At 60.3% G+C, this 26,712-nt stretch carries 27 protein-coding genes; 15 read left to right on the top strand and 12 right to left on the bottom strand.

Annotation, left to right across the window (positions count from 1 at the left end; translation table 11 throughout):
* Positions 1-69: 69 nt before the first annotated feature.
* Entirely contained in the window at positions 70-1,272 is a 1,203-nt protein-coding gene (locus CFB10_RS13605; protein ID WP_003513431.1) for a pyridoxal phosphate-dependent aminotransferase, read from the bottom strand.
* A gap of 210 nt (positions 1,273-1,482) precedes the next feature.
* Between CFB10_RS13605 and CFB10_RS13600 the strand changes: the two genes are divergently transcribed.
* The 4 genes from CFB10_RS13600 (at position 1,483) to CFB10_RS13585 (ending at position 4,583) form a co-directional block, all read left to right on the top strand.
* The gene (locus CFB10_RS13600) at positions 1,483-2,409 is read left to right on the top strand and encodes an EAL domain-containing protein (RefSeq protein WP_020011335.1); all 927 of its coding nucleotides are present in this window, start codon (positions 1,483-1,485) and stop codon (positions 2,407-2,409) included.
* A 145-nt stretch (positions 2,410-2,554) separates the two neighbouring features.
* A complete protein-coding gene (locus CFB10_RS13595) occupies positions 2,555-2,866 on the top strand; it encodes a hypothetical protein (protein ID WP_081629615.1) in 312 nt (103 codons plus the stop codon).
* Between the two features lie 153 nt (positions 2,867-3,019).
* Complete coding sequence (locus CFB10_RS13590; RefSeq protein ID WP_020011337.1) at positions 3,020-3,922, top strand: DMT family transporter; 903 nt, start codon at positions 3,020-3,022, stop codon at positions 3,920-3,922.
* Positions 3,923-4,367: 445 nt separating this feature from the next.
* Complete coding sequence (locus tag CFB10_RS13585) at positions 4,368-4,583, top strand: cold-shock protein (protein WP_003494703.1); 216 nt, start codon at positions 4,368-4,370, stop codon at positions 4,581-4,583.
* A gap of 87 nt (positions 4,584-4,670) precedes the next feature.
* Here the strand turns inward: CFB10_RS13585 and CFB10_RS13580 are convergent, their stop codons facing one another.
* Entirely contained in the window at positions 4,671-5,315 is a 645-nt protein-coding gene (locus tag CFB10_RS13580; protein ID WP_026363862.1) for an MBL fold metallo-hydrolase, read from the bottom strand.
* Positions 5,316-5,547: 232 nt separating this feature from the next.
* On the opposite strand from CFB10_RS13580, the gene CFB10_RS13575 reads away from it, so the two are divergent.
* From CFB10_RS13575 to CFB10_RS13555, 4 genes are all read left to right on the top strand, one after another.
* On the top strand, positions 5,548-6,147 hold the full coding sequence (locus tag CFB10_RS13575; RefSeq protein WP_020011339.1) for a DUF1236 domain-containing protein: 600 nt from the start codon (positions 5,548-5,550) through the stop codon (positions 6,145-6,147).
* A 214-nt stretch (positions 6,148-6,361) separates the two neighbouring features.
* On the top strand, positions 6,362-6,889 hold the full coding sequence (locus tag CFB10_RS13565; protein ID WP_020011340.1) for a MarR family winged helix-turn-helix transcriptional regulator: 528 nt from the start codon (positions 6,362-6,364) through the stop codon (positions 6,887-6,889).
* A gap of 2 nt (positions 6,890-6,891) precedes the next feature.
* Positions 6,892-7,605, top strand: a complete 714-nt coding sequence (locus tag CFB10_RS13560) for a response regulator (protein ID WP_020011341.1) — start codon at positions 6,892-6,894, stop codon at positions 7,603-7,605.
* 31 nt (positions 7,606-7,636) lie between these two features.
* Positions 7,637-9,016 carry an ATP-binding protein gene (locus CFB10_RS13555; RefSeq protein WP_020011342.1) on the top strand — a complete coding sequence of 460 codons (1,380 nt, stop codon included), beginning with the start codon at positions 7,637-7,639 and terminating at the stop codon, positions 9,014-9,016.
* A 15-nt stretch (positions 9,017-9,031) separates the two neighbouring features.
* On the opposite strand, the gene CFB10_RS13550 is transcribed toward CFB10_RS13555, so the two are convergent.
* The 4 genes from CFB10_RS13550 to CFB10_RS13535 all read right to left on the bottom strand — a co-directional run bounded on the left by CFB10_RS13550 (position 9,032) and on the right by CFB10_RS13535 (position 11,395).
* The gene (locus CFB10_RS13550) at positions 9,032-9,373 is read right to left on the bottom strand and encodes a tRNA-binding protein (RefSeq protein ID WP_020011343.1); all 342 of its coding nucleotides are present in this window, start codon (positions 9,371-9,373) and stop codon (positions 9,032-9,034) included.
* 11 nt (positions 9,374-9,384) lie between these two features.
* On the bottom strand, positions 9,385-10,203 hold the full coding sequence (gene proC / locus CFB10_RS13545) for a pyrroline-5-carboxylate reductase (RefSeq protein WP_020011344.1): 819 nt from the start codon (positions 10,201-10,203) through the stop codon (positions 9,385-9,387).
* Position 10,204: 1 nt separating this feature from the next.
* Entirely contained in the window at positions 10,205-10,705 is a 501-nt protein-coding gene (locus CFB10_RS13540) for a YbjN domain-containing protein (protein WP_004442934.1), read from the bottom strand.
* A 426-nt stretch (positions 10,706-11,131) separates the two neighbouring features.
* The gene (locus CFB10_RS13535) at positions 11,132-11,395 is read right to left on the bottom strand and encodes an accessory factor UbiK family protein (RefSeq protein WP_003522871.1); all 264 of its coding nucleotides are present in this window, start codon (positions 11,393-11,395) and stop codon (positions 11,132-11,134) included.
* 310 nt (positions 11,396-11,705) lie between these two features.
* On the opposite strand from CFB10_RS13535, the gene lgt reads away from it, so the two are divergent.
* The 6 genes from lgt (at position 11,706) to CFB10_RS13505 (ending at position 17,722) form a co-directional block, all read left to right on the top strand.
* Positions 11,706-12,518 (top strand): prolipoprotein diacylglyceryl transferase, encoded by an 813-nt coding sequence (gene lgt, locus CFB10_RS13530; RefSeq protein ID WP_020011345.1) that lies wholly within the window; start codon positions 11,706-11,708, stop codon positions 12,516-12,518.
* A gap of 15 nt (positions 12,519-12,533) precedes the next feature.
* Positions 12,534-13,634, top strand: a complete 1,101-nt coding sequence (locus tag CFB10_RS13525) for a class I SAM-dependent methyltransferase (RefSeq protein ID WP_020011346.1) — start codon at positions 12,534-12,536, stop codon at positions 13,632-13,634.
* A 151-nt stretch (positions 13,635-13,785) separates the two neighbouring features.
* Positions 13,786-14,580, top strand: coding sequence for a peptidoglycan editing factor PgeF (gene pgeF, locus CFB10_RS13520; protein WP_020011347.1), 795 nt, complete (start codon positions 13,786-13,788; stop codon positions 14,578-14,580).
* A gap of 1 nt (position 14,581) precedes the next feature.
* A complete protein-coding gene (locus CFB10_RS13515; protein WP_020011348.1) occupies positions 14,582-15,733 on the top strand; it encodes a Xaa-Pro peptidase family protein in 1,152 nt (383 codons plus the stop codon).
* A gap of 89 nt (positions 15,734-15,822) precedes the next feature.
* Positions 15,823-16,569, top strand: a complete 747-nt coding sequence (locus tag CFB10_RS13510; RefSeq protein ID WP_020011349.1) for a hypothetical protein — start codon at positions 15,823-15,825, stop codon at positions 16,567-16,569.
* A 220-nt stretch (positions 16,570-16,789) separates the two neighbouring features.
* Positions 16,790-17,722 (top strand): ribose-phosphate pyrophosphokinase, encoded by a 933-nt coding sequence (locus CFB10_RS13505; protein WP_003522877.1) that lies wholly within the window; start codon positions 16,790-16,792, stop codon positions 17,720-17,722.
* A 232-nt stretch (positions 17,723-17,954) separates the two neighbouring features.
* Here CFB10_RS13505 and CFB10_RS13500 read toward each other — a convergent pair whose 3' ends face one another.
* Genes CFB10_RS13500 through CFB10_RS13485 form a run of 4 tightly spaced genes read right to left on the bottom strand, consistent with a single transcriptional unit; the run spans position 17,955 to position 21,423 of the window.
* Positions 17,955-18,803, bottom strand: coding sequence for a phosphatase PAP2 family protein (locus CFB10_RS13500; protein WP_020011351.1), 849 nt, complete (start codon positions 18,801-18,803; stop codon positions 17,955-17,957).
* Positions 18,796-20,301, bottom strand: a complete 1,506-nt coding sequence (locus tag CFB10_RS13495; RefSeq protein ID WP_020011352.1) for a glycosyltransferase family 39 protein — start codon at positions 20,299-20,301, stop codon at positions 18,796-18,798. The genes CFB10_RS13500 and CFB10_RS13495 overlap by 8 nt, the downstream gene beginning before the upstream one ends.
* Positions 20,276-20,563, bottom strand: coding sequence for a lipid-A-disaccharide synthase N-terminal domain-containing protein (locus CFB10_RS13490; RefSeq protein WP_020011353.1), 288 nt, complete (start codon positions 20,561-20,563; stop codon positions 20,276-20,278). The genes CFB10_RS13495 and CFB10_RS13490 overlap by 26 nt, the downstream gene beginning before the upstream one ends.
* Positions 20,564-20,583: 20 nt before the next feature.
* Positions 20,584-21,423 (bottom strand): glycosyltransferase family 2 protein, encoded by an 840-nt coding sequence (locus CFB10_RS13485; protein ID WP_020011354.1) that lies wholly within the window; start codon positions 21,421-21,423, stop codon positions 20,584-20,586.
* Positions 21,424-21,612: 189 nt separating this feature from the next.
* Between CFB10_RS13485 and CFB10_RS13480 the strand changes: the two genes are divergently transcribed.
* Positions 21,613-23,877, top strand: coding sequence for a methyl-accepting chemotaxis protein (locus tag CFB10_RS13480; RefSeq protein ID WP_026363866.1), 2,265 nt, complete (start codon positions 21,613-21,615; stop codon positions 23,875-23,877).
* Between the two features lie 132 nt (positions 23,878-24,009).
* Here the strand turns inward: CFB10_RS13480 and adh are convergent, their stop codons facing one another.
* Both adh and CFB10_RS13470 read right to left on the bottom strand, forming a co-directional pair.
* A complete protein-coding gene (adh, locus tag CFB10_RS13475) occupies positions 24,010-25,527 on the bottom strand; it encodes an aldehyde dehydrogenase (RefSeq protein WP_020011356.1) in 1,518 nt (505 codons plus the stop codon).
* A 173-nt stretch (positions 25,528-25,700) separates the two neighbouring features.
* A complete protein-coding gene (locus CFB10_RS13470) occupies positions 25,701-26,660 on the bottom strand; it encodes a helix-turn-helix domain-containing protein (protein WP_026363867.1) in 960 nt (319 codons plus the stop codon).
* Positions 26,661-26,712 lie beyond the last annotated feature (52 nt).

Genomic DNA, 26,712 nt, shown 5'->3' with positions numbered 1-26,712 from the left:
TTGCGGGACTTTGAAAACAAAAAAAGCCCGGCATCGCTGCCGGGCTTCCTTCAAGACCGTATCAACCGATCAGCGGCAATCGGCGCAGAAGCGCTGGATGCGCTTGCAGGCCTCTTCCAGCAGCGCTTCCGACGTGGCGTAGGAAATGCGGAAGTTTGGGCCAAGGCCGAAGGCCGATCCCTGCACGACGGCAACGCCTTCGGCTTCCAGAAGCTCGGAGACGAAATCCACATCCGACTCGATGACCTTGCCCGACGGCGCGGTCTTACCGATCATGCCGGCGCAGGACGGATAGACGTAGAACGCGCCTTCCGGAGCCGGGCAATTGATGCCCTTGGCCTGGTTGAGCATGGAGACGACGAGATCACGACGACCTTCGAAGATTTTCTTGTTGGCCGGAATGAAATCCTGTGTGCCGTTCAGCGCTTCGACAGCTGCCCATTGCGCGATGGAGCTGGCGCCCGAGGTCTGCTGGCCCTGGATCATGTCCATGGCCTTGATCAGCGGCAGCGGGCCTGCGGCATAGCCGATACGCCAGCCGGTCATGGCATAGGCCTTGGAGACGCCATTCATCGTCAGCGTACGGTCATAAAGCGAAGGCTCTACTTCCACCGGAGTGACGAATTTGAAATCGCCATAGGTCAGGTGCTCATACATGTCGTCAGTCAGCACCCAGACATGCGGATGCTTGACCAGCACATCGGTCAGCGCCTTCAGCTCGTCATGCGAATAGGCAGCGCCCGAGGGGTTGGACGGCGAATTGAAAACGAACCACTTGGTCTTCGGCGTGATCGCCTTTTCCAGCGCTTCCGGCTTCAGCTTGAAATTGTCTTCGAGCGTCGTGTCGACGAAAACCGGCGTACCACCGCAGATCGCCACCATTTCCGGGTAGCTTACCCAGTAAGGCGCGGGAATGACGACTTCATCACCCGGGTTCAGCGTGGCCATGAAGGCGTTGAAGAGGATCTGCTTGCCGCCCGTGCCGACAATCGTCTGCTCCGGCTTGTAGTCCAGGCCGTTTTCACGCTTGAACTTGTCGGCAATGGCCTTGCGCAGTTCCGGAATGCCGGAAACAGGCGTGTATTTCGTTTCGCCGCGCTTGATGGCGTCGATGGCCGCTTCCTTGATATTTTCGGGCGTATCGAAATCCGGCTCGCCGGCGCCAAGGCTGATCACATCGCGGCCCTTCGCTTTCAGCTCACGGGCTTTCTGGGTAACAGCGATGGTGGCGGATGGCTTTACGCGGGAGAGAATGTCGGCAAGGAAGGCCATTTTTAATCGGTCCTATTGGGGTTGACATCAGCAGAGGTTGGAAAACTTGTCATCTGCGGCATTTTCTATGTCGAAAGACAGGCCTTCTTTCAAGGTCAAAAGCCGGCTTATGTGCCGCGGCGGAGAATTTAACCTTCCTTAACCCGGAAGTAACGCTTGATACGCTACATTCGCGAGCCTAGAGGTCGTGTCTCTATAGCTGGTTGAAAAATGGCGCTCAAAAGCATCTTTTCCAGTCTTGTCCGCGAGGTCGATGGCACATGGTCCACGGCCTATCGCACCTTTAACCTGAAATCGGCCCTGCAGCCCATTTTCCGCCGCACGATGAGCGGGGTGCTCGACATCGATTCCTTCGAGGGTCTGGTGCGTCCCCATCGCAATGGCGAGCCGGTAACGCCGGGCGAATTTTTCTCGCTGGTCGCGCCTGAAGACATCGAAAACATCGACAGCATCCTGCGCACGATCCATATTCTCAACACCGGCAGGCTCAACCGTTCCCGCGCCCGCATCTTCGTCAACTTCCATCCGGGTCTGTTCCAGACGCCGGCCAAGATGCGCCAGGAAGTGGAGCGCATGCGGCTTGCCGCCCACGAGGCCGGCATGACGGCGGATCGCATCGTCTGCGAAATCTCCGAGAAAAAGGCCTCCGACACACAGATGGTCGCGGACTTCGCTTACCACATGCACGATATCGGCTTTCGCGTGGCGCTTGATGACTATGGCGCCGGCGATTCCGACATCGACCGGGTAAAACTCATCAAGCCGGACTATGTGAAATTCGAAGCGGGCTGGGTGCGCGATTTCATGCAGAATTCGGCGGGCGCCGCCCTTCTGCGCGTCATCGTCCACCAGTTCCGCGACGATGGGATTGAGCCGGTCTTCGAAGGGCTGGAGACAGGCTGGCAAGTCGATCTCTGCGAGGAACTCGGCGTCCTGCTCATGCAGGGTTACGTGCTGGCGAAGCCCGAACTTGCCCCGACCAGTTTCGACGCACGTTTCCCGGAACTCGGCAGTGAATATTTCGCCCCGTCAAGGACGGAGAGAAACGCTGGACCACCGGCATTTTCACGCGAAGACCGCCCGATCGATCCGCATCCCCTGCGCCAGGTCAGGACCTTCGGAAAACGCGGCCTCTGACGCCATATCCGGCCAAAAGGACGCCATATCAGGCTTTGCCACAATATTGCCGCAATAAATGCTGCGGAACGCCAGAATTCGGTCTCCAAGCCGTCCATTTCGAAGCCTCTTTTATCCTTAAGAACAGGGACAAGAGGCGACAGCCATGTTTACCAACGATCGGACTTCCGTTGAAAGGTTAAGGGCGCAGAGAACGCTGTTTTCCCTCTGGATGGCCGTTGCGGCTTTTCTTGTCATCGTCACCATGGCAGCCGGCATCGCAACCTCGGCCAATGCGGCTGCTCAGGCGATCGACTCCCTGCACACATCCGCCATCCCTCAGGTAGCGGCAACCACGAAGGCCGGCCCTCACATCCTGCTCATCGTCCTGTCAGCCGCAGCCTTTATCGGCCTTGGCATCGGCGGCCTGACGCTCACCCGGCGCAGCCTGAAGGACGAGGCCCGCCGCTACAAATAAGCGGCCTTCCCCCTCGACTTGCGGCCTCGGCATGTTGCTGCTAAAGCACCCGGGAACAGTCGTCCGCATCGCCGGATCGACATTCCAGAAATCCCCTGTCTGCCACGGCCGTGACTGAATGATCTTCCGGCCCCTGCTCTGCTGGTGCCAACAATGACGCGTATTCAGGCCAATATGCTGCTTCTGCTCGCCGCAGCAATCTGGGGAGGCGGCTTTGTCGCGCAATCCTCCGCCATGGCCTCGATCGGCCCGTTCTGGTTCGTCGGTCTGCGTTTCGCCATCGCCGCCATTGCCGTGCTGCCCTTCGCGCTCATGGAAACGCGGTCGCTGAAATCACCGCCGCGCCGGCGCGAAATCGGCAGCTTCATCCTCGTGGGCCTCGCCCTGTTCGGCGGCGCCACCACCCAGCAGGTCGGGCTTTTGACCACGACCGTCACCAATTCCAGCTTCCTGACCGGGCTCTACGTCATCTTCGTGCCCGTGATTGCCGTCGTGCTTTACCGGCGTCATCCCCACTGGATCGTCTGGCCTTGCGCGCTGATGATGCTGGGCGGCATATTCCTGCTCTCCGGCGGCGCCTTCGAGGCGCTGACAACGGGTGATATTCTCAGCATCATCTGCGCCTTCTTCTGGGCGATCCAGATCACGCTGGCCGGACGCTTCGTTTCCGAAAGCGGAAGGCCGCTGGCGCTTTCCTGCACCCAGTTCGCCGTTTGCTCCCTTCTTAGTTGCATGATCGGCGTCGTGTTCGAACCGATCAGCATGGCCTCCATCGAGGCGTCGCTGGCGGAAATCCTCTATGTCGGCCTCGTCTCCTCCGGCCTCGCCTTCGTACTGCAAGTCATCGGCCAGCGTTACACGACGGCCCCGCAGGCCGCGATATTCCTGTCTTCGGAGGCGCTTTTCGGCGCTTTGCTGGCCTCGATTTTCCTCAACGAAACCATTTCGGGCGCCGGCTATATCGGCTGCCTGATCATATTCGTCGCGATCCTGATCGTCGAACTGGTGCCCGAACTGACGCGCAAACGGCAAAAACCCATGGCCGGCGCTGCCTGACGCAAAAAGAACTTATTTTTCTTATTCCGCCATAAATGCGGGGTGCCGCGTTCAAATTTTGCCGTGAAATCCAGCGGCAAACGGCAATTATTTCATCAATTGTCACCCATGCAGAAAAAATATGCGATTGCACGATGTTATTCTACCGCAGGTTTTTTATCTGACAAAAAGCCCGTGAAAACTTTTGCTTGCCAATTTTTGATAAACGCATCACTCTACCGCGGTTCGGGCAATTTGCGAGCATGGGAAGGCCTATAAATTTGCGCACTGGGGACGCTATAAACCTCGGGCGGTGGGACGAAAAACGTTGGATGAGAACGCCATTACTTCCCGCTGCGAAGGTCCATTTTCTCAATAGTCAAAAACTGCCTGCCAACGCCCACGCGGGGCAAAACTGTAATGCTGCCTGTAGCTGAACGCGGGCAGAGCGAAAAGGACCTGATGCATGGCCGAAACTGGCACCGTAAAATTCTTTAATACAGACAAAGGCTTCGGCTTCATCAAGCCAGACAATGGTGGCGCTGATATCTTTGTTCACATCTCTGCTGTACAGGCTTCCGGCCTGTCCGGACTTTCAGAAAATCAGAAAGTGAGCTTCGACACGGAACCGGATCGTCGCGGCAAGGGCCCGAAGGCAGTCAATCTGCAGATTGCTGGCTGACCCTAAAACGGCTTTCTTTTCTAGTTGAAGCCCGGCAGGAATGCCGGGTTTTTTTGTGCCGTTCCATCAGTGTAAATCACCGGAACCTCAGATACCCTTGAGATAGGGATTGTTGCGCCGCTCCTCACCCAGCCGCCCGCCGGGGCCATGGCCGCAGATGAAGCCGACATCATCGCCGAGCGGCAGCAGCTTGTCGTGAATGGACGCCATTAATTGTTCGTGGTTTCCGCCAGGCAGGTCCGTGCGCCCAACCGATCCAGAAAACAAGACGTCGCCGACATGGGCGAACTGCTGGTCGCGGTTGTAGTAGATGACATGGCCGGGTGCGTGGCCCGGGCAATGATAGACCTCGAAGACATGGTCTCCGAAGGATACCTTGTCGCCATCCTTCAGCCATTTGTCGGGCACGACATTCTTCAAACCGCTGATACCGTATTTTTCGGCCTGCACCTCGATCCTCTCCAGCAGCGGCCGGTCATCCTCATGCGGCCCGATCACCGGCAAAGAGAGCTTTTCGCGCAGTTCGTCGGCGCCGCCGGCATGGTCTAGATGCCCGTGCGTCAGCCAGATTTCCTTCAGCGCGATGCCGTTTTCAGCCACGACCTGAAGAATGACGTCCACATCCCCGCCGGGATCAACGATGACGCCATCCTTGGTGTCCTGATCGAACAGGATGGTGCAGTTCTGCTCGAATGGCGTGACCGGAATAATACCCGCCTGCAACTTTCCCATATCCTGCATCTCCTGTCTGAAAGGTTGCGCCTCCTATAGCCCGCTACCGCCTTCGGCACAATGGCGGCGGAAATGACACCCGCTTTCAGGGACCGCCCACTCCAAAAATAACCATGAAATACAGCAAGATAACAAGAAACTTTCCGCATATTTCGGGAATTGCCGGCGAAAAATGTGGAACGCCCTGATGGTTGCGACGTTCTAGCTCCAGTCTTGAAAAGGAGTGAGACACATGGACAAGACGCTTAAAATGCTCATGGCTGGCGGCGCCTTCGCCCTGATGGCTGGTTACGCGAACGCCGCCATGGTCGCCACGACAGCATCGGATATTTCCGTTCGCTCGGGCCCCGGTGAAGACTATCCCGAGGTGGGGCTGGCCACCCGCGGCAGCAATGCGGTTCTGGATGGCTGCATGGAAGGCAGCAGCTGGTGCCACATCGAAGTCAACGGTCTGCGCGGTTGGGCTCATGCGGATTATCTGAATGTCATGTATGAGGGTTCTCCGGTCATTCTCGAACAGCGCCGCTCGGACCTCAGCGTTCCGGTGGTCACCTATGAAAAGACCTCGAGCGTGCAGGCCGAACCCAATCCCGGCGATCCAAACCTCGGCCGGGTTGGCGAGGTGGATCCGCCGCAATCGGTGATAACCTATATTGACGAACATCCCGCCGACACCGTTACCTATGACGGCGACATAGCCATCGGGAGTGTATTGCCGTCAGATACACGTCTCGTCGAAATCCCCGACTATCAGTATCGTTATGTCCGGGTGAACGATGTGCCGGTTCTCGTCGAACCTTCAACACGGCGGATCGTCTACGTTTACCAGTAGAGGCTTCTGCGGGACAAATCGTCCATCGGGCGACATGAAGCCAATGAAGAGCGCGGGCTTTCCGCGCTCTTTTCTATTTCCGGTAAAGGTCACTCAGGATTCCAGTTGCACCCGCTCCCGCAGCATATTATCCACCGCAACAGAAAATGATCGCGGCATTCTCCCGAGCGGACGCATTTTCGGCTATGTTTACAGAATATTGGCGCATCGACGTATGTCAGCCGCAGAATATGAAGGAACCGCAGTGCCACCGCAATCGCTCAAAACCGCAGCCGCCAGACAGACACCGGCACTTCCGAAGGTGGACGACGGCAAGATCGACTTCGACACGATCGAGGCGCTGTTTTTCGCCTATCGCGATTTCGTCTCCGATCCCGACGTCATTCTGTCGAAGCTGGAATATGGCCGGGCGCATCATCGGGTGGTCTATTTCGTCAGCCGGCAGCCGGGCATGACGGTGGCGGATTTGCTCGACACGTTGCAGATCACCAAGCAGAGCCTTGCCCGCGTGCTCAAGCAACTGATCGACGACGGTTACATCCGCCAGATGGCAGGCCCCGAAGATCGCCGTCAGCGCAGGCTTTATCCGACGCTGACGGGCCGCGAACTGGCGCTGGCGCTGAGCGAGCCGCAATCGCGTCGCATTGACCGGGCGCTGGAAGGGCTCGGGCCTGACGCCCGCGCCTGCGTGCGCAAGTTTCTGGCGCAGATGCGCAGCCCGACAACCGTGGAAGGCGAGTGACGATGGCGCAAGCTCCGACAAAACGACCGCCAGCGGATGACGATGCGGCCCATCTCCTGATCGTCGACGACGACGCCCGCATTCGCGATCTCCTGCAGCGCTTCCTTGGCGACAAGGGTTACCGCATCTCCGTGGCAGCCGATGCGGCCGAAGCACGGCGTAAAATGATAGGCATCCGCTTCGATCTGCTCATCCTCGATGTGATGATGCCGGGCGAAAACGGGCTTTCGCTGACCCGCTCGCTGAACGAGGATAAATCCGTACCGGTTATTCTTCTGACCGCCCGTTCGGAGGCGGATTCGCGCATTGCCGGGCTGGAAGCGGGCGCGGACGACTATCTCGCCAAGCCCTTCGATCCGCGCGAACTTGTCCTGCGCATCAACAATATCCTGCGGCGCAACACCTCGCCTGACACGCCCAAGATCGAACAGATCATGTTTGGTCCCTACAGTTTCTCCATTCCGAAGAAGGAATTGCGGCGCGGCCCCGAAACGATCCGCCTGACGGATCGCGAACAGGAGATCATGCTGCTTTTTGCACTGCGCGCCGGCGACACCATTCCACGCCACGAACTGGTGGAAGCGGAATCGGAAGTGGGCGAAAGAACCATCGACGTGCAGATCAACCGTCTTCGCCGCAAGATCGAGGACGACCCTGCCAATCCTGTCTATCTGCAAACGGTGCGCGGCATCGGTTACCGCCTGAGCGTGGACTGACGAGCACCAAAGGAAAGGCGAACGCACTGCCATGGCGAGCCTCGATTTTCTGAGCGCGGTCAAAAAAAGCGGCGTGGCCAAGGCCTGGCGCCTTTCCGGCAGATGGTTGCGCCACTGGCTGCCCACCGGCCTTTACACCCGATCCCTGCTCATCATCATCCTGCCGATGATTTTGCTTCAGGCCGTTGTCGCGGCCGTCTTCATGGAGCGTCACTGGCAGTTGGTGACCGAACGCCTCTCCTCCGCCGTGACGCGCGATATCGCCGCGATCATCGAACTTCTGCAGACGGACCCGGAGGAAGACGACTATCAGCGCGTCATCCGCATTGCGCGCGACAAGCTGGATCTCAGCGTCTATATCGAACCAAAGGCTGATCTGCCTGCTCCGAGACCTGAGCCGCTGTTTTCGATCCTCGACAGGATTCTGGCGGATCAGTTGACGCAGCAGATCGGCAGGCCGTTCTGGATCGATACCTATGGCAACGGCTCGCTGGTCGAAATCCGCGTCCAGCTGGAAGACAAGACCCTGCGCGTCTTTACCAGCCGCAGCGCGGCCTATGCCTCCAACACGCATATCTTCCTTGTCTGGATGGTGGGCGCATCGCTGGTGCTGATCGCCATCTCCATCCTGTTCCTGCGCGGCCAGATCAAGCCCATCGAAGCGCTTGCCAAGGCGGCTGAAAACTTTGGCAGAGGCCAGAAGATTACCGCCTACTCCCCGCGCGGCGCGGACGAAGTGCGGCGCGCAGGCCTCGCCTTCATATTGATGCGCGAGCGTATCGAGCGGCAGATGGAGCAGCGCACCGCCATGCTGAACGGCGTCAGCCATGATCTGCGAACCATCCTCACCCGCTTCAAGCTGCAACTCGCGCTCGCCGGCGACAATCCCGATCTCGAGGGGCTCGACAAGGATGTCGAGGACATGCAGTCTATGCTGGAGGCCTATCTGACCTTTGCCCGCACCGATGTCGAAGAGGATGTCGGCACGCTGGAGCTTCCAGCCCTTCTCGAAAAAATCGGCCATGATTTCGAACTGCACGGCAAGAAATTCAGCTACGAGCTCTATAATATCGAGCGGATCATCGCGCGACCGAATGCGCTTTCACGGCTCGTCGCCAATCTCGCCGAAAATGCGCGGCGTTACGCCGGCAATCTCCACGTCGATATCCGCAAGGCGCCACGCTCCATCATCATGACCTTTGACGATGATGGTCCCGGCATTCCGGAAATCTCACGTGAGGATGTGTTCAAGCCGTTCTTCCGGCTGGACGAGGCGCGCAACCTCAACGCCTCGGGCACGGGCCTTGGCCTCTCCATTGTTCGCGACATCGCCCGCAGCCATGGCGGCGACGTATCTCTGGATGAAAGCCCGATGGGCGGATTGCGGGTAATCGTCAAAATTCCGGCTTAGCGGTAAACACGCCGGTCAGCACATCTTCTCGCCGTTCGGCACCGGCCGCTCAACCGCGGCCAGAACGATATCGCCCTTGGCATCGGCAAAGCCGAGCGTCAGCACTTCGGACCGGAAAGGGCCGATCTGGCGCGGCGGAAAATTCACTACGCCCAGAACCTGCCGCCCGACAAGACTTTCCGGCGTATAATGCACCGTGATCTGCGCCGAGGATTTCTTGATGCCGATGTCCGGCCCGAAATCGATCTTCACCTTGAAGGCCGGCTTGCGCGCTTCGGGAAAAGGTTCTGCTTCGACAATGGTGCCGACACGGATATCGACCTTCTCGAAATCGGCATAGGAAATTTCACCGCTCATCGCTCGCCCCTTCAGCCCGCCAGCTCTTCGGCGCGCGTTTTCGCGGCAGCGACCGCCCTGTCGAACAGGGGCTGCATGCCGTCCTCAGCCATCAGCACGGACAGCGCAGCAGCTGTTGTGCCGCCCGGCGAGGTCACATTCTGGCGCAGGCGCGCCGCCTCGTCGGAAGACTGGTGCAGGAGTTCGCCGGCGCCGGCCACGGTTTCACGCGCCAGACGCATGGCGACATCCGCCGGCAGGCCGGCCTTGCGCCCGGCCTCGGCCATGCATTCCACGAGATAAAAGACATAGGCAGGGCCGCTACCCGAAACCGCAGTCACCGCGTCGATATCGCTTTCGGCATCCACCCATTCAACCGGACCGCTGACCTTCAGCAACCCGTCCACCACGGTTTTAAGCTCGGGCGTCACCAGGTCGTTGGCATAGGCCCCCGTCACGCCGCGGCCGACCATGGCCGGCGTGTTGGGCATGGCCCGCACGGCGGCAACCGCACCGAAATGCGAAACGAAGGTGGCAATGGTGGTGCCCGCCGCGATGGAGACCACAACCGTTTCCGGGCCCAGCAGAGGCTTCAGCGACGGCAGCACGGCTTCCATCATCTGCGGCTTCACCGCCACGAAAAGAATGCCGGCCTTGACGCCCCCAGGCACGCTTTCGGCGTGCGTGGCGCCGGCTTCCGCAATCGTCGTGCGCATGGCGTCGGAAGGGCGCGGGTCGATGACGATGACCTGCGATCCCGGCACACCCTTTTTCAGCCAGCCTGAAAGCATGGCGCCGCCCATATTGCCGGCGCCAACGAGGACGAGCGGCCCGGAAGCCTTGTACACCATGTTACGCTTCTCCCACGGTCTCAAACATGACCGCTTCGATTGCACTTTTCGCATCCAGCCCCGACCAGACGACGAACTGGAATGCCTGATAATATTGTTCGCAGGCCTCCAGCGCGCTGGAAAGCAGCACTTCCACCTGCTGGTTGTTCGGCTCCGCGCCGCCGGACAGAAGCAACGACTGGCGGAAGATCACGACGTCCTCCTGTCGCCACAGATCGAAATGCCCCATCAGCACCTGACCATTGACCTGCGACAGCAGGCAAATGACTTCGTTGACACGGTGGTCCGGCACCTTGATGTCGAAGGCGCAGGCAAGATGCAGCGCTTCGAAATCTTCCATCCATGCAAAGGAAACGTGATAATCGGCCCAGTGGCCCGCCACAGTCATGGCGATCTCGTCTTCGCCCGAACGCTCGAACGACCAGTCATTCGAGGCGGCGACAATCTCGATCATATCGACGGGATTGGACTGACGCTCAATTTCAAATTCTATCAGACTCATGCGGCACCTTCTCAGCCGGTCAGAATGTCGTGTTTTGAACGCCGGGCACAAAACGCACATACAAACCGGGATAAACATTTGAGACGATTGCCCGACACCACCAGAATAACGCATTCACCCTGTCTGGAGCTTACCGGTCTTTTCGAATCATCATTTAAAATCAGTGTATAATGGCCGAGTCCTGCTGCCACCCCTTCCCCGCCATTTTTGCTTTTTGAACAGTGGATATCTTCTCCCCCATCACCTCAGGCGAGATACATAAGCGACTCTGCCGACTGCGTTTTTTGGAAGTGTCCACAGGCCCAAAAAATTCGCGTCCGAGGCCCCTTTTTTCAACAACCGGGAGTCATTTCGGGCGGAATGAGCCGCAAATAAAAAGTCCCGGAATCGCAGGCGATCCGGGACCCGTCAGAAAAAGCAATAAAATCAGTCCTTGGCGGCGGAAAGCTTCGCTTCCAGAGCCTCGATCCGGGCGCGCAGCGCGTCATTTTCATCACGCGCCTGAATGGCCATTTCGCGCACCGCGTCGAATTCCTCACGGCGGACGACATCCAGACTATTGAGCCAGCGATCCGCCTGCGCGTGAAACGCCGCTTCGGCTTCCTTGCGCACGCCCTGCGCCGCGCCGGCCGCGTCGGTCATCAGCTTGGCGAATTCATCCAGAAAACGATTGGTGCCTGTCGTGCTCATGGCGCTTGTCCTTCGTCGGTTCAGGGGCATCGTCTTGCCCGCTGTTGATAGTCTTCAGGTAGGCACTCCACCGCCGCCTTGCAAGCGAAATCGAAAAATCGCAAGAGCTTGCGTGGCCTACGGTATCTTGAACCGGAGCTTGAAGAATCACCTTGACCGCCGCCACCGCAATCGCCATTTTCCTTGGCGTCAGGGAGACCGGTGAGCATCATCGCCCGGCCCCTCCTGAGGCAATGGATCGTTCCGTTGTCCGCCCAGCAACGATGACGGAATATACGGATTGTTAGCCGCTCCCACCCAACTCGCCATCATGCCCTTCCCCAATATCGATCCGGTGGCGCTGTCCCTCGGCCCGCTCTCGATCCACTGGTACGGCATTGCCTATGTTGCCGGCATCATGCTCGGCTGGTTTTACGCCCGTCGCCTCGCCCGCACGGATCGCCTGTGGCCGAACGACGTCTCGCCCATCTCGGCGCAGCATCTTGATGATTTCATCCTCTGGGCAGCCGGCGGCATCGTGCTCGGCGGCCGCATCGGCTACATCCTGTTTTACGACATGGCAGCCGTGGCCGCCAATCCCATCAGGGCGCTCGAGATATGGAACGGCGGCATGTCGTTCCATGGCGGCCTGATCGGCACGACGATCGCCATGATCCTCTTCGCCCGCAAGAACGGCATTCCGGTCTGGAGCATGTTCGACGTCGTCGCCGCCGTCGCGCCCATCGGCCTGCTGTTCGGGCGCATCGCCAATTTCATCAATGGTGAATTGTGGGGCCGCATTGCCGATGTGCCATGGGCGGTGGTCTTCCCAACGGGCGGCCCCTTTGCACGGCACCCGAGCCAGCTTTATGAAGCGGGCCTCGAAGGGCTCGTGCTCGTCGTCATCCTGGCAATCGCCATCTATGCCTTCAGGGCGCTGAAGACACCCGGCACCGTCACCGGCATCTTCGTCTGCGGTTACGCGCTGTCACGCATCTTCGTGGAATTCTTCCGCGAACCGGACGCCCAGATCGGTTATCTCGCCGGCAACTGGCTGACCATGGGCATGGTGCTCTCCACCCCGATGTTCGCTCTCGGCCTCTGGGCGGTCCTGCGGGCGCGCAGCGCGACAAAAAGCGCCTAAGCGGTATGATTGCCCATGACGACACCGCTTGCGCAACGTATCAAATCACTTATCCGGCTCAATGGTCCGCTCAGCGTTACCGACTATTTTTCGCTCTGCCTCGCCGATCCTGAACACGGTTATTACAAGAGTCGCGAACCCTTCGGCCGTTCGGGTGATTTCATCACCGCGCCAGAGGTCAGCCAGCTTTTCGGCGAAATGCTCGGGGTCTTCGTGGTGCATGCCTGGCAACGGCATGGCGCTCCCGCACAAACACAACTGGTGGAAATCGGCCCCGGCCGCGGCACCATGATGTCGGATATGCTGCGCGTCATCCGCCGCATCGCGCCGCCGCTTTACGAGACCATGCGAGTGCATCTGGTCGAAACCAGCCCTCGCCTTTCCACCATCCAGAAGCAAACGCTGGCCGAACATGCGGACAGGCTGACATGGCATGACAGTTTCGACGATGTGCCGGATGGTTTCCTGCTGCTTGTCGCCAACGAACTCTTTGATGCCATTCCGATCCGGCAATTCGTCAGGACACCGCAGGGTTTCCGCGAGCGCGTGGTCAGCCTCGATGCCAATGACGAACTCGTCTTCTCGACGGGCCTTGCCAGCATAGACCCGTCCCTGCTGCCGCCGCAGCCCGAACGGCAGCCGCTTGGCGCCATATTCGAGATTTCGCCGGCCCGCGAGGCCGTGATGACGGCGATCTGCCAGCGCCTCTCCGCCCATGGCGGCACGGCGCTCGCCATTGATTACGGCCATCTGGTCGCCGGTTATGGCGATACGCTGCAGGCCATGCGCAACCACGCCTTCGACCCGGCGCTTGCGCATCCCGGCGAAGCCGATCTCACCAGCCATGTCGATTTCGAAAGCCTCGTAAAGACGGCCGAAGCGACCGGCGTGCATGTCAACGGCGCGCTGCGACAGGGCGATTTTCTCTATGGTCTCGGCCTCAAGGAAAGAGCAGGCGCGCTTGCCGCCAAGGCGACGCCTGACCAGACGCTTGAGATTGCCGAAGCGGTCAATCGCCTCGCCGGTGAAGGCGCCGGCAAGATGGGGGAACTTTTCAAGGTCATCGCCGTTTCAAGTCCCGCGCTTCATCTCCTGCCGTTTCGCGCGGTGGATTGACAGCGCAATAACCTCTGGGCCAACATCGCCGCGACACACGAAGCAGGCACACTGCATCACACACGCCGCGCAACGCCGCAGCAACCGGAAACATCTCGCTTAACCGTAGCTCACTGGCCAACAGCGATATTCTCCAAGGAACTCCCGCACCATGCAGAACGCAACGCTGCCGCTCCCGCTCCAGTCCCCCCTGCTCGCCGCGTCAGGTGAAAACCGTGTCCGGCACGGTTTCTTCACCCGGCAGGGCGGCGTCTCGGAAGGGCTATATCAGGGCCTCAATGTCGGCCTTGGCTCCCATGACGAACCCGAAAAGGTGCAGGAAAACCGCCGGCGCGTGACGCAATGGTTCGGCCTGCCCTCAAGCCACCTCGCCACCGTGCATCAGGTCCATTCCCCCGATGTCCTCGTGGTCGATGACACCTATGACGGCAGCCGCCCGCAGGCGGACGCCATGGTGACGGCAACGCCGGGTTTCGTGCTGGGCGTGCTGAGCGCCGATTGCGGGCCAATCCTGTTTGCAGATGCGGAAGCAGGCGTCGTGGGTGCGGCCCATGCCGGCTGGAAGGGCGCGCTCTTCGGCGTGCTCGAAAACACCATCGAGACCATGACGAAGCTCGGCGCCAGCCGCGAGCGCATCGCCGCCTCGCTCGGGCCTTCCATCAGCCAGAGCAATTATGAGGTCGGGCCGGAATATGTGGCGCGTTTCACCGATATCGATCCGGCCTATGCGGATTATTTCGCCGAGACGGAGAAGCAGGGCCACGCCCTGTTCGACCTCAAGCAATTCACCATAGACCGGCTGACCAAGGCCGGTGTGAAGGCGGAAAACCTCGGCCTCTGCACCTATCCGGACGAAGAACGGTTTTATTCATACCGTCGCACCACCCACCGCGCCGAACCCGATTATGGCCGGCAGATTTCCGCAATCGCAATTCTGGAGGACTGATATGGCCCTGCATTTCGAGCTTTCGGAATTCGATGCCCGCCGCGAGCGGCTGCTCGCGAAAATGGCCGAGGAGAAGCTGGATGCGCTGCTGCTTTTCGCGCAGGAAAGCATGTATTGGCTGACCGGCTATGACACTTTCGGCTACTGCTTTTTCCAGACTCTGGTGGTCAAGTCGGACGGCTCCATGACGCTGCTGACGCGCTCGGCCGATCTGCGCCAGGCCCGCAACACTTCCATCATCGAGAACGTCCTGCTGTGGGTCGACCGGCCCAATGCCGACCCGACGCTCGACCTGAAGAACCTGCTGAGTGATCTCGACCTGCTCGGCGCAAAGATCGGTGTGGAATATGACACCCACGGCATGACCGGCCGTGTCGCTCGCCTGCTGGACAACCAGCTTGCCAGCTTCGGCCAGATGGTGGACGCCTCCTATCTCGTCAGCACCCTTCGGCTTGTCAAAAGCCCGGCCGAAATCGCCTATGCCCGCAAGGCCGGGCGATTGGCCGATGAAGCTCTGGATGCGGCATTGCCCCTCATAAAGCCCGGCGCGGACGAAGCCGCCATTCTCGCGGCGATGCAGGGCGCGGTGCTGGCCGGCGGCGGTGATTATCCCGCCAATGAATTCATCATCGGCTCCGGCGCGGATGCGCTGCTGTGCCGTTACAAGGCCGGCCGCCGCAGGCTCGACGCCAAGGATCAGCTGACGCTGGAATGGGCTGGCGTCAGCGCCCATTACCATGCCGCCATGATGCGCACGGTGGTGATCGGCGAACAGGATTTCCGCCAGAAGGAACTTTACAGCGCCTGCCTGCAAAACCTCACCGCCATCGAAGAAGTACTCCACCCCGGCAAGACTTTTGGCGATGTCTTCGACGTCCATGCCCGCGTGATGGACGAACGCGGATTGACCCGCCACCGGCTGAACTCCTGCGGTTATTCGCTGGGTGCGCGTTTCTCGCCCTCCTGGATGGAGCATCAGATGTTCCACGCCGGCAATCCGCAGGAAATCACCGCCGACATGACACTGTTCGTGCATATGATCGTGATGGATTCCGATTCCGGCACGGCCATGACGCTCGGCCAGACCTATCTCACCACCGACGGCGCGCCGGAGCCGCTCTCGCGCCACAACCTCGATCTTCTCACAGCTTAAATCGCCGCCGGGTTTGACAGAGCGGGAAAAGCGCCCTTACATTGCGCCACCTTGGGCAAGAAGGAGCGGAACATGAGAGGGAAAATCGCATGAGCCGGACGGGGTTCACTCCCCTTTGTCTGGCCGTCATTGTTCCAGCGCTTGTCCTGGCTCTGTCAGGCTGCAACACGACGGAAGCGCTGACACCGCAGGTGGATGTCGGCCATAATAGCTCGCAATCGACGCCGGTAACGCAGGGCGATCTCGACCAGATGGCGGCCGCCGCCGACCGCGCGCCCACCGCCCCGGCAACCGCGACATCCGTTCCCGCCTATGCACCGCAAAACTCGCTGCAGGCGCAGGCACAGGCGCTGTCCAATGGCAGTCAGTATGGCGAACCGCTGCGCCAGAACCAGACCGCGGCCCAGCCCGCCGCAGCCGCGCAATCCGCCCCCTCGCAGCAGACGGCGTCACTTGCGCCCGCCTCCTCTGCAAACTCGATCCGCTTCCTGCCCATCATCGGCGCACCCGTTCAGGCGGTGACCCCGCTGTCGCGCCAGCTCGGGGCCGAAGCGCGGGCGAAGGGGTTGACCATCCGCGCCTCAAACGACAATTCGGCCGAAAATATCCTGAAAGGATATTTCTCCGCGTTTGCCGATGGCGGCAAGGTCAATATCGTTTACGTCTGGGACATTCTCGACGCCAATGGCGTGCGGCTGCATCGCCTGCAGGGACAGGAGGCGGTGGCGGCAAAAGGCAGCGATCCATGGGCCGCCGTGACCGACAGGGTCATGCAGGATATCGCTGCAAAAACGCTCAACGATTATTCGTCATGGAAGCAATCTCAACGCGGATGAGGTGAATCGACGGGAGAAGTCACAGAGATTTCACGAAAATCATTGCGAAAGCGCGGAGTCCTCTTGCAATCGGAAGCAACAGCGCTATTAAGGCGCGCATGGCAACAAGGCGTATCCGGCAAAGGCTTTTCAGCCGGATGTTCCTCCCCTTGAACGACGCTTGGTTACGGTGGATTGAGCCCCGTGGCGCAAGGCGATGGCATGGAAACAGGCGGCCGCAATGAAGGTTTTCGCAGGCAATTCGAACCGGCACCTTGCCGAAGCGATCTGCAAGTATCTTAATGTTCCTCTCGGAAATGCCACTGTAAAGCGGTTTGCTGACCAGGAAATATTCGTAGAAATCAGCGAAAATGTGCGTGGTGAGGACGTTTTTATCGTCCAGTCCACCTCTTTCCCGGCAAATGATCACCTGATGGAACTGCTCATCATGATCGATGCCATGCGCCGCTCCTCGGCCAAGCGCATCACGGCGGTGCTGCCCTATTTCGGTTACGCCCGCCAGGACCGCAAGGCCGGCCCCCGCACCCCGATTTCCGCCAAGCTCGTCGCCAATCTGATTACCGAAGCCGGCGCCGACCGCGTTCTCACCCTCGATCTTCATGCCGGCCAGATCCAGGGCTTCTTCGATATCCCCACCGACAATCTCTTCGCAGCACCAATTCTCGCCCGCGACGTGAAGGACCATTACGACACCAACAATGTCATGGTCGTTTCGCCTGATGTCGGCGGCGTGGTCCGCGCCCGCGCACTCGCCAAACGTCTCGACTGTCTTCTGGCCATCGTTGACAAGCGCCGTGACCGTCCGGGCGAATCCGAAGTCATGAACGTCATCGGCGATGTCTCCGGCAAGGATTGCATCCTCATCGACGATATCGTCGATTCCGGCGGCACGCTCTGCAACGCCGCTGAAGCGCTGCTGAAAAAGGGCGCGACGAGCGTCACCGCCTATATCACCCACGGCGTCCTTTCCGGCGGCGCGGTTGCCCGTGTGGCTTCCTCCAAGCTGCGCGAACTCGTCATCACCGATAGCATCCAGCCGACTACCGGTGTCCAGTCCGCGCATAATATCCGCGTTGTCAGCACCGCAGGCCTGCTCGGCGAGGCAATCAACCGCACCGCACAGGAACAGTCGGTTTCCGGCCTGTTCGACTAAAGAACTTCGCCAATCGCCCTTAGCGCTGCTAACTGCCGCCCGGTTTAATTTCCGGGCAGGCTGCCGATCGGGCTAACATTCTCTCGGCGTCATCCTCAGCCCTGTGCCGAGGCTTCAGTCACGTTGAATAAAATCATTAGGTTGCAGATCCTCGGGACAAGCCCGAGGGTGACGCAGGAGCGTCTGGCGTTCTTCGCCATTCATCGCATGGATGCAGCGCCCGACCTTCCGCTTAAGACGAGGCCGCGCCCGCATCCGGCGGCCGCTGCACACGGGAGGCGGCGGCCTTGATTTTCGGCCACCAGCGCCGAAGCCGGGTCAGGACGGCATGGCGACCATTACGCCAGATGCTGACCGTATCGGCCGAGACGGCATTACCCGTGAACAGGTGACGGTGGCGGTTTACCGCCAGTACCCGGTAGAGAAACAGGGTCGTCAGGGCGGAAAACAGGATGGACATCACCACATCGCTGAGGAAATGCCCACCAGCCGCGATGCGCAAGCCGGACATGAGGATGATCATGCTCGCGGCAGTGCTTCCCATCACGAACCGTCCGCGCCATTGCAGCCGGGGCCAGACGAGCACGCAGAGCGGCAGAAAGAAACTGGCGATGAGGGCGGTTTCACCTGAGGAAAACGAGCAGTTTGAATAACATTGCGTGCTGAACTGGAAAGGCGGCGTGAAAAGTTGCTGCCCGCCGAATTCGGTAATGCTGAACGGGCGCGCACGACCGATGGTCGCCTTCAGCACGCCATTGACGAGAAGACCGGCGCAGAGGATCACGGGTCCGCACAGGAAGGCCCAGACGCGCCATCCGGTTCTCTGCAGCGGACCCAGCCGCAGATTGCCGACAAGGATCACGAAGACCAGAAGAGTGGCAAGCTCCGTACCTTCGCGCAGCGTATCCCGCAGCCATTCGGGAAACGGTTCACGGCCGGACCATGGCTGCTCGACGGGAGAGAAAAACAGCGCGGAGAACCTGAGATCGATGGAGGGAAAAGTCGCAAACAGGATGACGAGCGCCAATGTGGCGAGTGTCAGCCAGATCGTGATCCGCATATGCGAAAGATCATTATCCATTGCTGCCCTCCGGCATGCATTGCGGTAGCAGGCGCCAGAGGCCGATTTCCCTGCCCTCGAGGAAACCCGGCCCGGCGGTCCAGCGCGCAACCGGCGTCTCGCCGGCAAGGCAGGCCGGCAGGCCATCCGCGCTTGCCAGGAACAGGGGATTTTTCGCCTCGCCAGCTCTCAGCGGATAAAGAAGCGCGTAGTGGCTGGAGGGTACGCCGGTTTCGGGCAATGCCCGCGTCAGCACCTGTTTTTCGTCCCGCAATTGATAAAAAAGCTCGGCCAGTATCGAACGATCATTGGCGACGATGGCGTCCGCCCCCGCCTCGCGCGCCCGTGACAGGCCGGTCGACACCAGCTCGGCGCGCCCGAGATACCGCGCCATCGCCAGTTCACCTTTGGGCAGGCGCAATTGCGTTCCGGCAATGGTCATCAGCGGCAGCACAACAGCCACGACGCCGCCAAGCACGAGGGTGGACACGGTGAGCCAGCGCCGCGACGCCAGCACCGGCGTCGCCAGAAGCACGCCGGCCGCATAGGCTCCGACCGCCCAGTTGGCGAGCGCCCGCGACATCAAACCCTGCGCGGTGATCAACAGAACGATCGGCACCGAAAGCACGACCAGCGCCCGGGCTTCACCGGTCCTTGCGCGGATAGTCGCGACGATCATGCCAACGAAAACGAATGGTCCGACCACGCCTGCCTGCGAGAAGAAAAACTCCAGCGCGGAGCCGATCTTCAGCTGGACGCCATGCCAGTTCGCATTGTCGGCCGTGTGGCGTGCGGTCATGAAATCATGCGCAGCGTTCCACCACAGATTGGGCGCGATGACGGCAACGCAGACCAGTGCCGCAATCGCCGCGTCACGCAGCCGGATGCGCCATGCCTCGCACAGCCAGCCGGCGGCGATGAAGCAGGGCAGAAAATAGATCATCGCATATTTCGACATCAGCCCGAGGCCGAAAGAGAGACCGAGAGCGATGCTCCAGCCCAACGCCGGCCTGCCCTCGCCGCGGACGAGCGCAAGCTTGCGCACGGAGATCATCGACAACGCGATGAACAGCATCATCGGCGTATCGGTCGAGATCAACAGGCTGCCGAGCGTCACGGCCGGCAAGGTCAGATAGATCACCGCAGCCAGCGAGCCCAGCCTGACATCGTAGATCATACGGCCCAGCACAAGGATCGCCGCCGCCGCCACGCCATGCACCACGGGCGCGGCCAGCCGAACCTGAAACGTGCCCTCGCCACCACCCAGAATGGTCGCCGCGCGAATGAGCCAGCCGATCAGCGGCGGCTTGGAATAGGCGCCGAGCGCCATTTCGCGGCCCCAAAGCCAATATTGCGCCTCATCGACAAAAAGGTCGGTGCGGTTGAAGGCCAGACCAAGGACGCGCAGGGCGGTTACGAGGACAATCGCTGAAAACGCGAATGTCAGCCATCGGCGCTCATCGCCTGCCTGCGCATAAGGCAGGGTCGCCGCGTCATGCATGCTGGCGGCGTTCTGCATGAATCAACCAGAGATTTCGAGCATAGATGAAGAGACCCGAGGCCTGCCCGATAATAAAGACCGGATCACGCCGCCAGATGGCGTAGGACAAAAGCACCAGACCGCCGATAACGGAAAAATACCAGAAGGCCACGGGAATGACCGAGCGGTTCGCCCGTTCAGAGGAAATCCATTGAACCAGAAAACGCATGGTGAACAGCATCTGGCCCATGAAGCCGGTGCAGACCCACAGAAATTCCTTCCAGCTGTTCACATGCAGCATGGACCATAAAGCCGGTGCATTCACGGCAATGTCTCCGTTTTGAAAGTTTCAGCCCAGCTTGACCGCTTGCGCCGACGCAACAGCCAGGCGACACCGATCAGATCGTGGATACCGACAAGCGCGCGGCCAATATTGGTGTAATGGGAATTTCCGTGCAGCCGCGCCCGGTGTGTGACGTCGACATGGGCGACCTGCCAGCCGTCGCGACTGAACAGCGCCGGGAAATAGCGGTGGTGATGATCGAAATAGGGCAAAGCGAGATAGGCGTCGCGGCGGAAGGCCTTGAGACCGCAGCCTGTATCGCGCGTGCCGTCCTTCAATATCCGCGCCCGAAGCCCGTTGGCGAAGCGGGAGGAAAGGCGTTTTCCAAGCGTATCACGCCGGCCGACGCGCTGGCCGGCCACGAGGCCAAGCCGGCTCGGGGCGCTGGCTGAGAGAAGCGGTGCGAGAAGTGCCGGCAGATTGTCCGGCGGGTTTTGACCATCTCCATCAAGCATGCAGATAACAGGCGCACGCGCCGCCTGCACGCCGCTATGGATCGCCGCCGATTGCCCGCCCTGGCGGTCATGCCGGACGAGCCGCAACATCGGATAACGGTCACCGAGCGCAAGCACCGCCTGGACCGTGCCGTCGGCAGATGCGTCGTCCACCACCACGATCTCGAAGGCGCCAACCGGCTGGCAGGCAGCAACGATCTCCGCCACGAGCGTTTCGACGCTCGCTTCCTCATTGTGCATCGGCACGACAACGGCGAAATCCGGCCTCGGTCTCACGCTGGCTCCGTCATATCCGTCCGCATTCAGTCCGCAGACATCATCGATAGTGGCGAGAGAAGGAGCGCGAAAAGCTTGCATGAACATGAACAGCCGTTGAACTTCACCCGATATGCGCCCGTTCTATTGCAGTTTTATTACGGGAAACGTCTCAGTGGCGGCCGGGTATTTTTTCACGGCATGCGGGAAATAATCGTACAATTCGCAGCGCTTTTAACGTGGCCGTAAGCAATTTTTGTCACCCTGCGCTCACGTTTTTTTGGGGGAGGAAACAGGATGCCGGGTGGGAATCCGACTGCTGTAAAAGCTAAATCATTGTCGATAAAAGCTAAATTTGCCGCGCTCGTCACGGGCGCAACACTGGTTTCATGCCTGTCCGTGGGGTTGTTATCCTACGAGATGGGCAAGTCGGGCCTGATCGACGCCAGCGAAATCAGGCTCGAGACGGTTGCAAGCAACCAGTCCAAACAGCTTGACGCCTATACTTTGCGCGTCGAACAGAGCATTTCCGAACTGTCGCAAAACGCCGCGGTCGCGCAGGCGCTGGAGACGATGACCACGGTTGTGCCGACGGAAAGGGATGCGATCCTCCAGGCTTTCCGCCGCGAGGGCGTCTCCGAGGAGGAGCGCGCCTCCTTCAACGGCGAAGGGTTGCGACTGCTTTATGCCATTCGCCATGCCACCATCAACTCCACCATCGCCAGCGTCTGGCGCAACACCCGCGTCAGCGACATCTATGTGATCGATAAGAGCGGCCTCATTATATACACCGTGACCAAGGGGAAAAACTTCCTGACCAGCGTGACGGAACCGCAGAACGCCGCGATCAAGGAGCTGTTCGACCGCATCGAGGCCGGCAAGGACGGTGTCGTCAGCACCACCGGCTTCAGCGGTGGGGAAAATGATTCGGCCATGATCGGCATGCCGCTCGCCGTTTCCAACTGGGGCCAGCTGCAGCGCAAGGGCGCCGTCATCATGCGCATCGCCGCCGATCGCATCGGCGCAGTCGTGACGCCCGAGGAAACCGGCAAGACCATCGATGACGCCGTTCTTCTGGACGCCGACGGCAAACGCCGGGCTGGCGTTCTTTCGGGCGGCGCGGATGCCGCCGTTTCCGAAAGCCTCGCGGCTCTTTCCAACGCAAACGAGGCCGGAACGGTGATGGCGCAGACGCCTGCGGGCAACATCTTCTATGCCTATCGCCCGGTCTCCGTCTTCGGACAGAAACATCTTCTGGCCATCGGTCAGCAGGAGAGCAAGGTTCTCGCCGCCGCCAACGATCTCGCCTTCTGGGCGACGCTTGCGACACTGGCCGTGCTTGCGATCATGACGCTGATCGGCATTTTCGTTTCCGCTGGTCTCACCAAACCGCTGACCGGCCTTGCCGGGCTGATGGAGCGCCTGAACGGCGGCGAGAACAATATCGAGATCAAGGCCGTTTCGCGCGGCGATGAGATCGGCACCATGGCGCGCGCGCTGGAATCCTTCCGTCAGGGCATTCTGGACAAGCAGCGCATGGAAACGGAAGCCCATCGCAAGGGCGAGGAACTGGACGAGGAACGCGCCCAGCGGGAGATGGAAAAGGCAAGAAGCGCCAGGGAACTGGAAGAAGCTGTCGACGCGCTTGCCACCGGTCTTGCCAATCTCGCGGCCGGCAGGCTCGATCTCCGCATCGACAAATCCTTCGTACCGTCGCTCGATCATCTGCGCATCGACTTCAACAACTCCATGGCAGGCCTGGAAGCGACCATCTCCAACATCGGCGAAAGCGCCAATGCCATCCGCTCCGGCTCCGGCGAACTGAAAAGCGCATCGGAAGATCTGTCGCGGCGCACCGAACGTCAGGCCGCAGCACTCGAGGAAGCGGCAGCAGCACTCGGAGACATGACGCAGGCCGTCAATCTCTCGCTGTCGCGCTGCAATGTCGCCGTCGAGGCGACGGCGGGCACGATGCAGGATGCGCACAAGTCCACGGCTGTCGTTAAAGAAGCGATCGTCGCGATGGAACGCATCGAGACCTCGTCGGCCAAGATCCGCCAGATCATCGACGTCATCGACCAGATCGCCTTCCAGACCAATCTGCTGGCGCTGAATGCCGGTGTGGAAGCCGCCCGCGCCGGCGAAGCCGGCAAGGGCTTCGCTGTGGTGGCGCAGGAAGTTCGCGAGCTCGCCCAGAAATCGGCAGCCGCCGCCCGGGACATCACGACGCTGATCGCCACTTCGGCGGGCGATGTGGAAAGCGGCGTGGCGCTGGTGCTGAAGACGGGTGAAAGCCTCGAGCAGATTCAGAAACGCATCCAGTCGGTCAACGACCAGATCGGCGAGATCGCCACGGCATCGCGCGAACAGTCCGGCCGCCTTAGCGAAATCAACGCCTCCGTCAACGAACTCGACCATGTAACGCAGCAGAATGCGGCCATGGTGGAGGAAACGACGGCGGCCGCCTTCTCGCTATCCAGCGAGGCGGACGGCCTGACCGAACAGGTGGGGCAGTTCTCGGTTGGTGGCCCCCGCCAACGGGACCAGCGTTACGCGGCATAAACCACAACAAAAAAGGCCGGAGGCAAAACCTCCGGCCTTTCTGTTTGAAGCCGGGCTCCCAGGGGCCGAAGCCCCTGGGAACACGCCGGCGATCTGGCACCACAGCCCCCTCGCCGGCTTCCGGGGAGGACCTCAGAAGAAACCGACCTTGTTCGGGCTGTAGGACACGAGCAGGTTCTTGGTCTGCTGGTAATGGTCGAGCATCATCTTGTGGGTCTCGCGACCGATGCCCGACTGCTTGTAGCCGCCAAAGGCAGCGCCCGCGGGATAGACGTGATAACAATTCGTCCACACGCGGCCCGCTTCGATGCCACGGCCGGCCCGATAGGCAATGTTGGTATCGCGGCTCCAGACGCCTGCGCCCAGCCCGTAAACCGTGTCATTGGCGATTTCGAGCGCCTCTTCCACCGTCTTGAAGGTGGTGACGGAAACCACAGGACCGAAGATTTCTTCCTGGAAAATCCGCATCTTGTTGTTGCCTTCGAACACCGTCGGCTGGATGTAATAGCCATCCTTCAGATCGCCCGTGAGCGTCTTGCGGTCACCGCCGGTCAGAACCTTGGCGCCTTCCTTCTTGCCGATATCGAGATAGCTCATGATCTTGTCGAACTGTTCCTGCGACGCCTGCGCCCCCAGCATGGTCGACGGATTGAGCGGATCGTCCTGGCTGATGGCCTGCACGCGTTTGATCGCCTTTTCCATGAAGCGGTCATAGATCGATTCATGAACCAGCGCGCGTGAGGGGCATGTGCAAACCTCACCCTGGTTAAGCGCGAAGAAAGCGAAACCTTCGAGCGCCTTGTCGAGGAAGGCGTCGTCCTCGTTCATCACGTCGGCAAAGAAGATGTTCGGCGACTTGCCGCCAAGCTCCAGCGTGATGTTGGTGACGTTATCGGCTGCATAGCGCATGATTTCCTTACCGACCGAGGTCGAGCCGGTAAACGCGATCTTGGCGATGCGGTTGCTCTGCGCCAGCGGCTTGCCGGCTTCAAGGCCCGTGCCGTTGACGATGTTGAGAACGCCAGGCGGCAACAGATCTTCGATAAGCTCCATCACGACAAGGATGGAGGCCGGGGTCTGTTCGGCCGGCTTCAGCACCACGCAATTGCCGGCGGCAAGCGCCGGGGCAAGTTTCCACGCGGCCATCAGGATCGGGAAGTTCCACGGAATGATCTGGCCGACGACACCGAGCGGCTCATGGAAGTGATAGGCGACCGTGTCATTGTCGATTTCGCCGATCGTGCCTTCCTGTGCACGGATGCAGCCCGCGAAATAACGGAAATGGTCGATCGTCAGCGGAATATCCGCATTGGTCGTCTCGCGCAGCGGCTTGCCATTATCCCAGGTTTCGGCCCGCGCGATGAGATCGAGATTGTCCTCGATACGCTGGGCGATCCTGAGCAGGATGTTGGAGCGTTCGGTTACGCTGGTCTTGCCCCATTTCTCTCTTGCCTTGTGGGCGGCATCCAGCGCGAACTCGATATCAGCCGCATCCGAGCGGGGAACTTCGCAGATCTTGTGGCCGGTGACCGGCGAAAGATTATCCATGTAGCGGCCGGATTTCGGCTCCACCCATTTGCCGCCGATGTAATTGCCGTATTTCAGCTTGAAGGGCGCTTCGCCCGCTTTCTGCTGAACCTGAATATTCATGATTTCATCCTCCCTGATGAAAACGATCCGCGACGGACCGCATGGGAGAAAGGTGGGCCTAGATGGCGCTGTTCGGTAGAGGGGCGGCGCTGTTCCGCAGCGCACATTGTCTCACATCTGCGACAAAGGCGCTCCGATCCGGCATGATTGGCCGGATCGCAACCGCCTGGACCTCAATGCACGTCGAATTTCTTCATCTTGCGATGAAGCGTGGCGCGGCTGATGCCGAGCAGCGACGCCGCCTGCGTGACGTTGCCGTTGGTGCGAGACAACACACGCCGAAGCGCCGAGCGTTCCGCTTCCGCAAGATCGGAACCGCTGTCGTGGCGCTGCTCCTGCAGAATATCCGCAGCGGGCAGGCCCTGCGCGATAAGGGTATCATCAAGCTTCAGCGCAAGGCGTGCGGCGCGGGTTGCACCAAGCACAAGATCGTCCTGATCAACCGCAAGCAAAGAAATCGCAGCGCCAAAACCATTCGGCACGACAACGATGCGCGCGCCCGGAAAGGCGCGGCGGAAAAGATTGCCCTCGATGCGCTGCGCCGCATCCTTCACCGCCTGGGTGACGAAGGAAAAGGTCATCTCGTTGATATCGTCGCGGCAGGTGGAAATATCGAGAGCGCCGGTCACCCGGCCGGTGTGGTCGCGGATGGGCGCCGTGGTGCAGCAGAGTTCGGTATTCGACGTGAAGAAATGCTGGTCGCGATAAACCACCACCGAACGCTCATCGACGAGCGCTGTGCCGATGCCGTTGGTGCCCACACTCGCCTCGCTCCAGACCGCGCCGGACCAGAGACCGAGCGCCCGGAACTCTCGGTCATCGCCGGCCGCACCGCGTCTTTCCAGCGCAACACCCTGCGCATCGGTCAAAAGCAGGCAGCAGCCGGATTTGCCGACACTTTGGAAAATGCGGTCAAGTTCATCCGTGCTTTCGGCGATCAGGCCGGCCGCACTTTCACGGGCGCGGCGGAATTCATACTCGCTGAGAAAGATCGGCTTGCGGTTTTCCTCCGGTGCAAGATGATGTTTGACCATGCAGCGACGCCAGGAGGCGACAATCGGAGAACTTGCGGCGGCGGAACGGTGGCGCGCGGTTTCATACACGCGTTCCGCATGGGCGATGTCTGTCGGCATACGCTCCTCCCAAAGCTTTTCGGCGATGGTGCGCTGGAAGCGTTCACGTTTC

The organism is Agrobacterium sp. 719_389 (genome assembly GCF_900188475.1).
Classification (GTDB): Bacteria; Pseudomonadota; Alphaproteobacteria; order Rhizobiales; family Rhizobiaceae; genus Agrobacterium; species Agrobacterium radiobacter.
This window is presented reverse-complemented; position numbering and strand designations above follow the sequence as displayed.

What these genes read in the sequence shown, in the direction of transcription:
- CFB10_RS13600 (WP_020011335.1), top strand. Translation starts at nt 1,483, where the DNA reads ATGGCGCTCAAAAGCATCTTTTCCAGTCTTGTCCGCGAGGTCGATGGC.
- CFB10_RS13485 (WP_020011354.1), bottom strand. Translation starts at nt 21,423, where the DNA reads ATGTTCATGCAAGCTTTTCGCGCTCCTTCTCTCGCCACTATCGATGAT.
- CFB10_RS13550 (WP_020011343.1), bottom strand. Translation starts at nt 9,373, where the DNA reads ATGAGCGGTGAAATTTCCTATGCCGATTTCGAGAAGGTCGATATCCGT.
- CFB10_RS13590 (WP_020011337.1), top strand. Translation starts at nt 3,020, where the DNA reads ATGACGCGTATTCAGGCCAATATGCTGCTTCTGCTCGCCGCAGCAATC.
- CFB10_RS13495 (WP_020011352.1), bottom strand. Translation starts at nt 20,301, where the DNA reads ATGCAGAACGCCGCCAGCATGCATGACGCGGCGACCCTGCCTTATGCG.
- CFB10_RS13515 (WP_020011348.1), top strand. Translation starts at nt 14,582, where the DNA reads ATGGCCCTGCATTTCGAGCTTTCGGAATTCGATGCCCGCCGCGAGCGG.
- adh (WP_020011356.1), bottom strand. Translation starts at nt 25,527, where the DNA reads ATGAATATTCAGGTTCAGCAGAAAGCGGGCGAAGCGCCCTTCAAGCTG.
- CFB10_RS13575 (WP_020011339.1), top strand. Translation starts at nt 5,548, where the DNA reads ATGGACAAGACGCTTAAAATGCTCATGGCTGGCGGCGCCTTCGCCCTG.
- CFB10_RS13595 (WP_081629615.1), top strand. Translation starts at nt 2,555, where the DNA reads ATGTTTACCAACGATCGGACTTCCGTTGAAAGGTTAAGGGCGCAGAGA.
- CFB10_RS13605 (WP_003513431.1), bottom strand. Translation starts at nt 1,272, where the DNA reads ATGGCCTTCCTTGCCGACATTCTCTCCCGCGTAAAGCCATCCGCCACC.
- CFB10_RS13580 (WP_026363862.1), bottom strand. Translation starts at nt 5,315, where the DNA reads ATGGGAAAGTTGCAGGCGGGTATTATTCCGGTCACGCCATTCGAGCAG.
- CFB10_RS13565 (WP_020011340.1), top strand. Translation starts at nt 6,362, where the DNA reads ATGTCAGCCGCAGAATATGAAGGAACCGCAGTGCCACCGCAATCGCTC.
- CFB10_RS13585 (WP_003494703.1), top strand. Translation starts at nt 4,368, where the DNA reads ATGGCCGAAACTGGCACCGTAAAATTCTTTAATACAGACAAAGGCTTC.
- pgeF (WP_020011347.1), top strand. Translation starts at nt 13,786, where the DNA reads ATGCAGAACGCAACGCTGCCGCTCCCGCTCCAGTCCCCCCTGCTCGCC.
- proC (WP_020011344.1), bottom strand. Translation starts at nt 10,203, where the DNA reads ATGGTGTACAAGGCTTCCGGGCCGCTCGTCCTCGTTGGCGCCGGCAAT.
- lgt (WP_020011345.1), top strand. Translation starts at nt 11,706, where the DNA reads ATGCCCTTCCCCAATATCGATCCGGTGGCGCTGTCCCTCGGCCCGCTC.
- CFB10_RS13535 (WP_003522871.1), bottom strand. Translation starts at nt 11,395, where the DNA reads ATGAGCACGACAGGCACCAATCGTTTTCTGGATGAATTCGCCAAGCTG.
- CFB10_RS13555 (WP_020011342.1), top strand. Translation starts at nt 7,637, where the DNA reads ATGGCGAGCCTCGATTTTCTGAGCGCGGTCAAAAAAAGCGGCGTGGCC.
- CFB10_RS13560 (WP_020011341.1), top strand. Translation starts at nt 6,892, where the DNA reads ATGGCGCAAGCTCCGACAAAACGACCGCCAGCGGATGACGATGCGGCC.
- CFB10_RS13490 (WP_020011353.1), bottom strand. Translation starts at nt 20,563, where the DNA reads ATGCTGCATGTGAACAGCTGGAAGGAATTTCTGTGGGTCTGCACCGGC.
- CFB10_RS13470 (WP_026363867.1), bottom strand. Translation starts at nt 26,660, where the DNA reads ATGCCGACAGACATCGCCCATGCGGAACGCGTGTATGAAACCGCGCGC.
- CFB10_RS13500 (WP_020011351.1), bottom strand. Translation starts at nt 18,803, where the DNA reads ATGGATAATGATCTTTCGCATATGCGGATCACGATCTGGCTGACACTC.
- CFB10_RS13525 (WP_020011346.1), top strand. Translation starts at nt 12,534, where the DNA reads ATGACGACACCGCTTGCGCAACGTATCAAATCACTTATCCGGCTCAAT.
- CFB10_RS13505 (WP_003522877.1), top strand. Translation starts at nt 16,790, where the DNA reads ATGAAGGTTTTCGCAGGCAATTCGAACCGGCACCTTGCCGAAGCGATC.
- CFB10_RS13480 (WP_026363866.1), top strand. Translation starts at nt 21,613, where the DNA reads ATGCCGGGTGGGAATCCGACTGCTGTAAAAGCTAAATCATTGTCGATA.
- CFB10_RS13540 (WP_004442934.1), bottom strand. Translation starts at nt 10,705, where the DNA reads ATGAGTCTGATAGAATTTGAAATTGAGCGTCAGTCCAATCCCGTCGAT.
- CFB10_RS13510 (WP_020011349.1), top strand. Translation starts at nt 15,823, where the DNA reads ATGAGCCGGACGGGGTTCACTCCCCTTTGTCTGGCCGTCATTGTTCCA.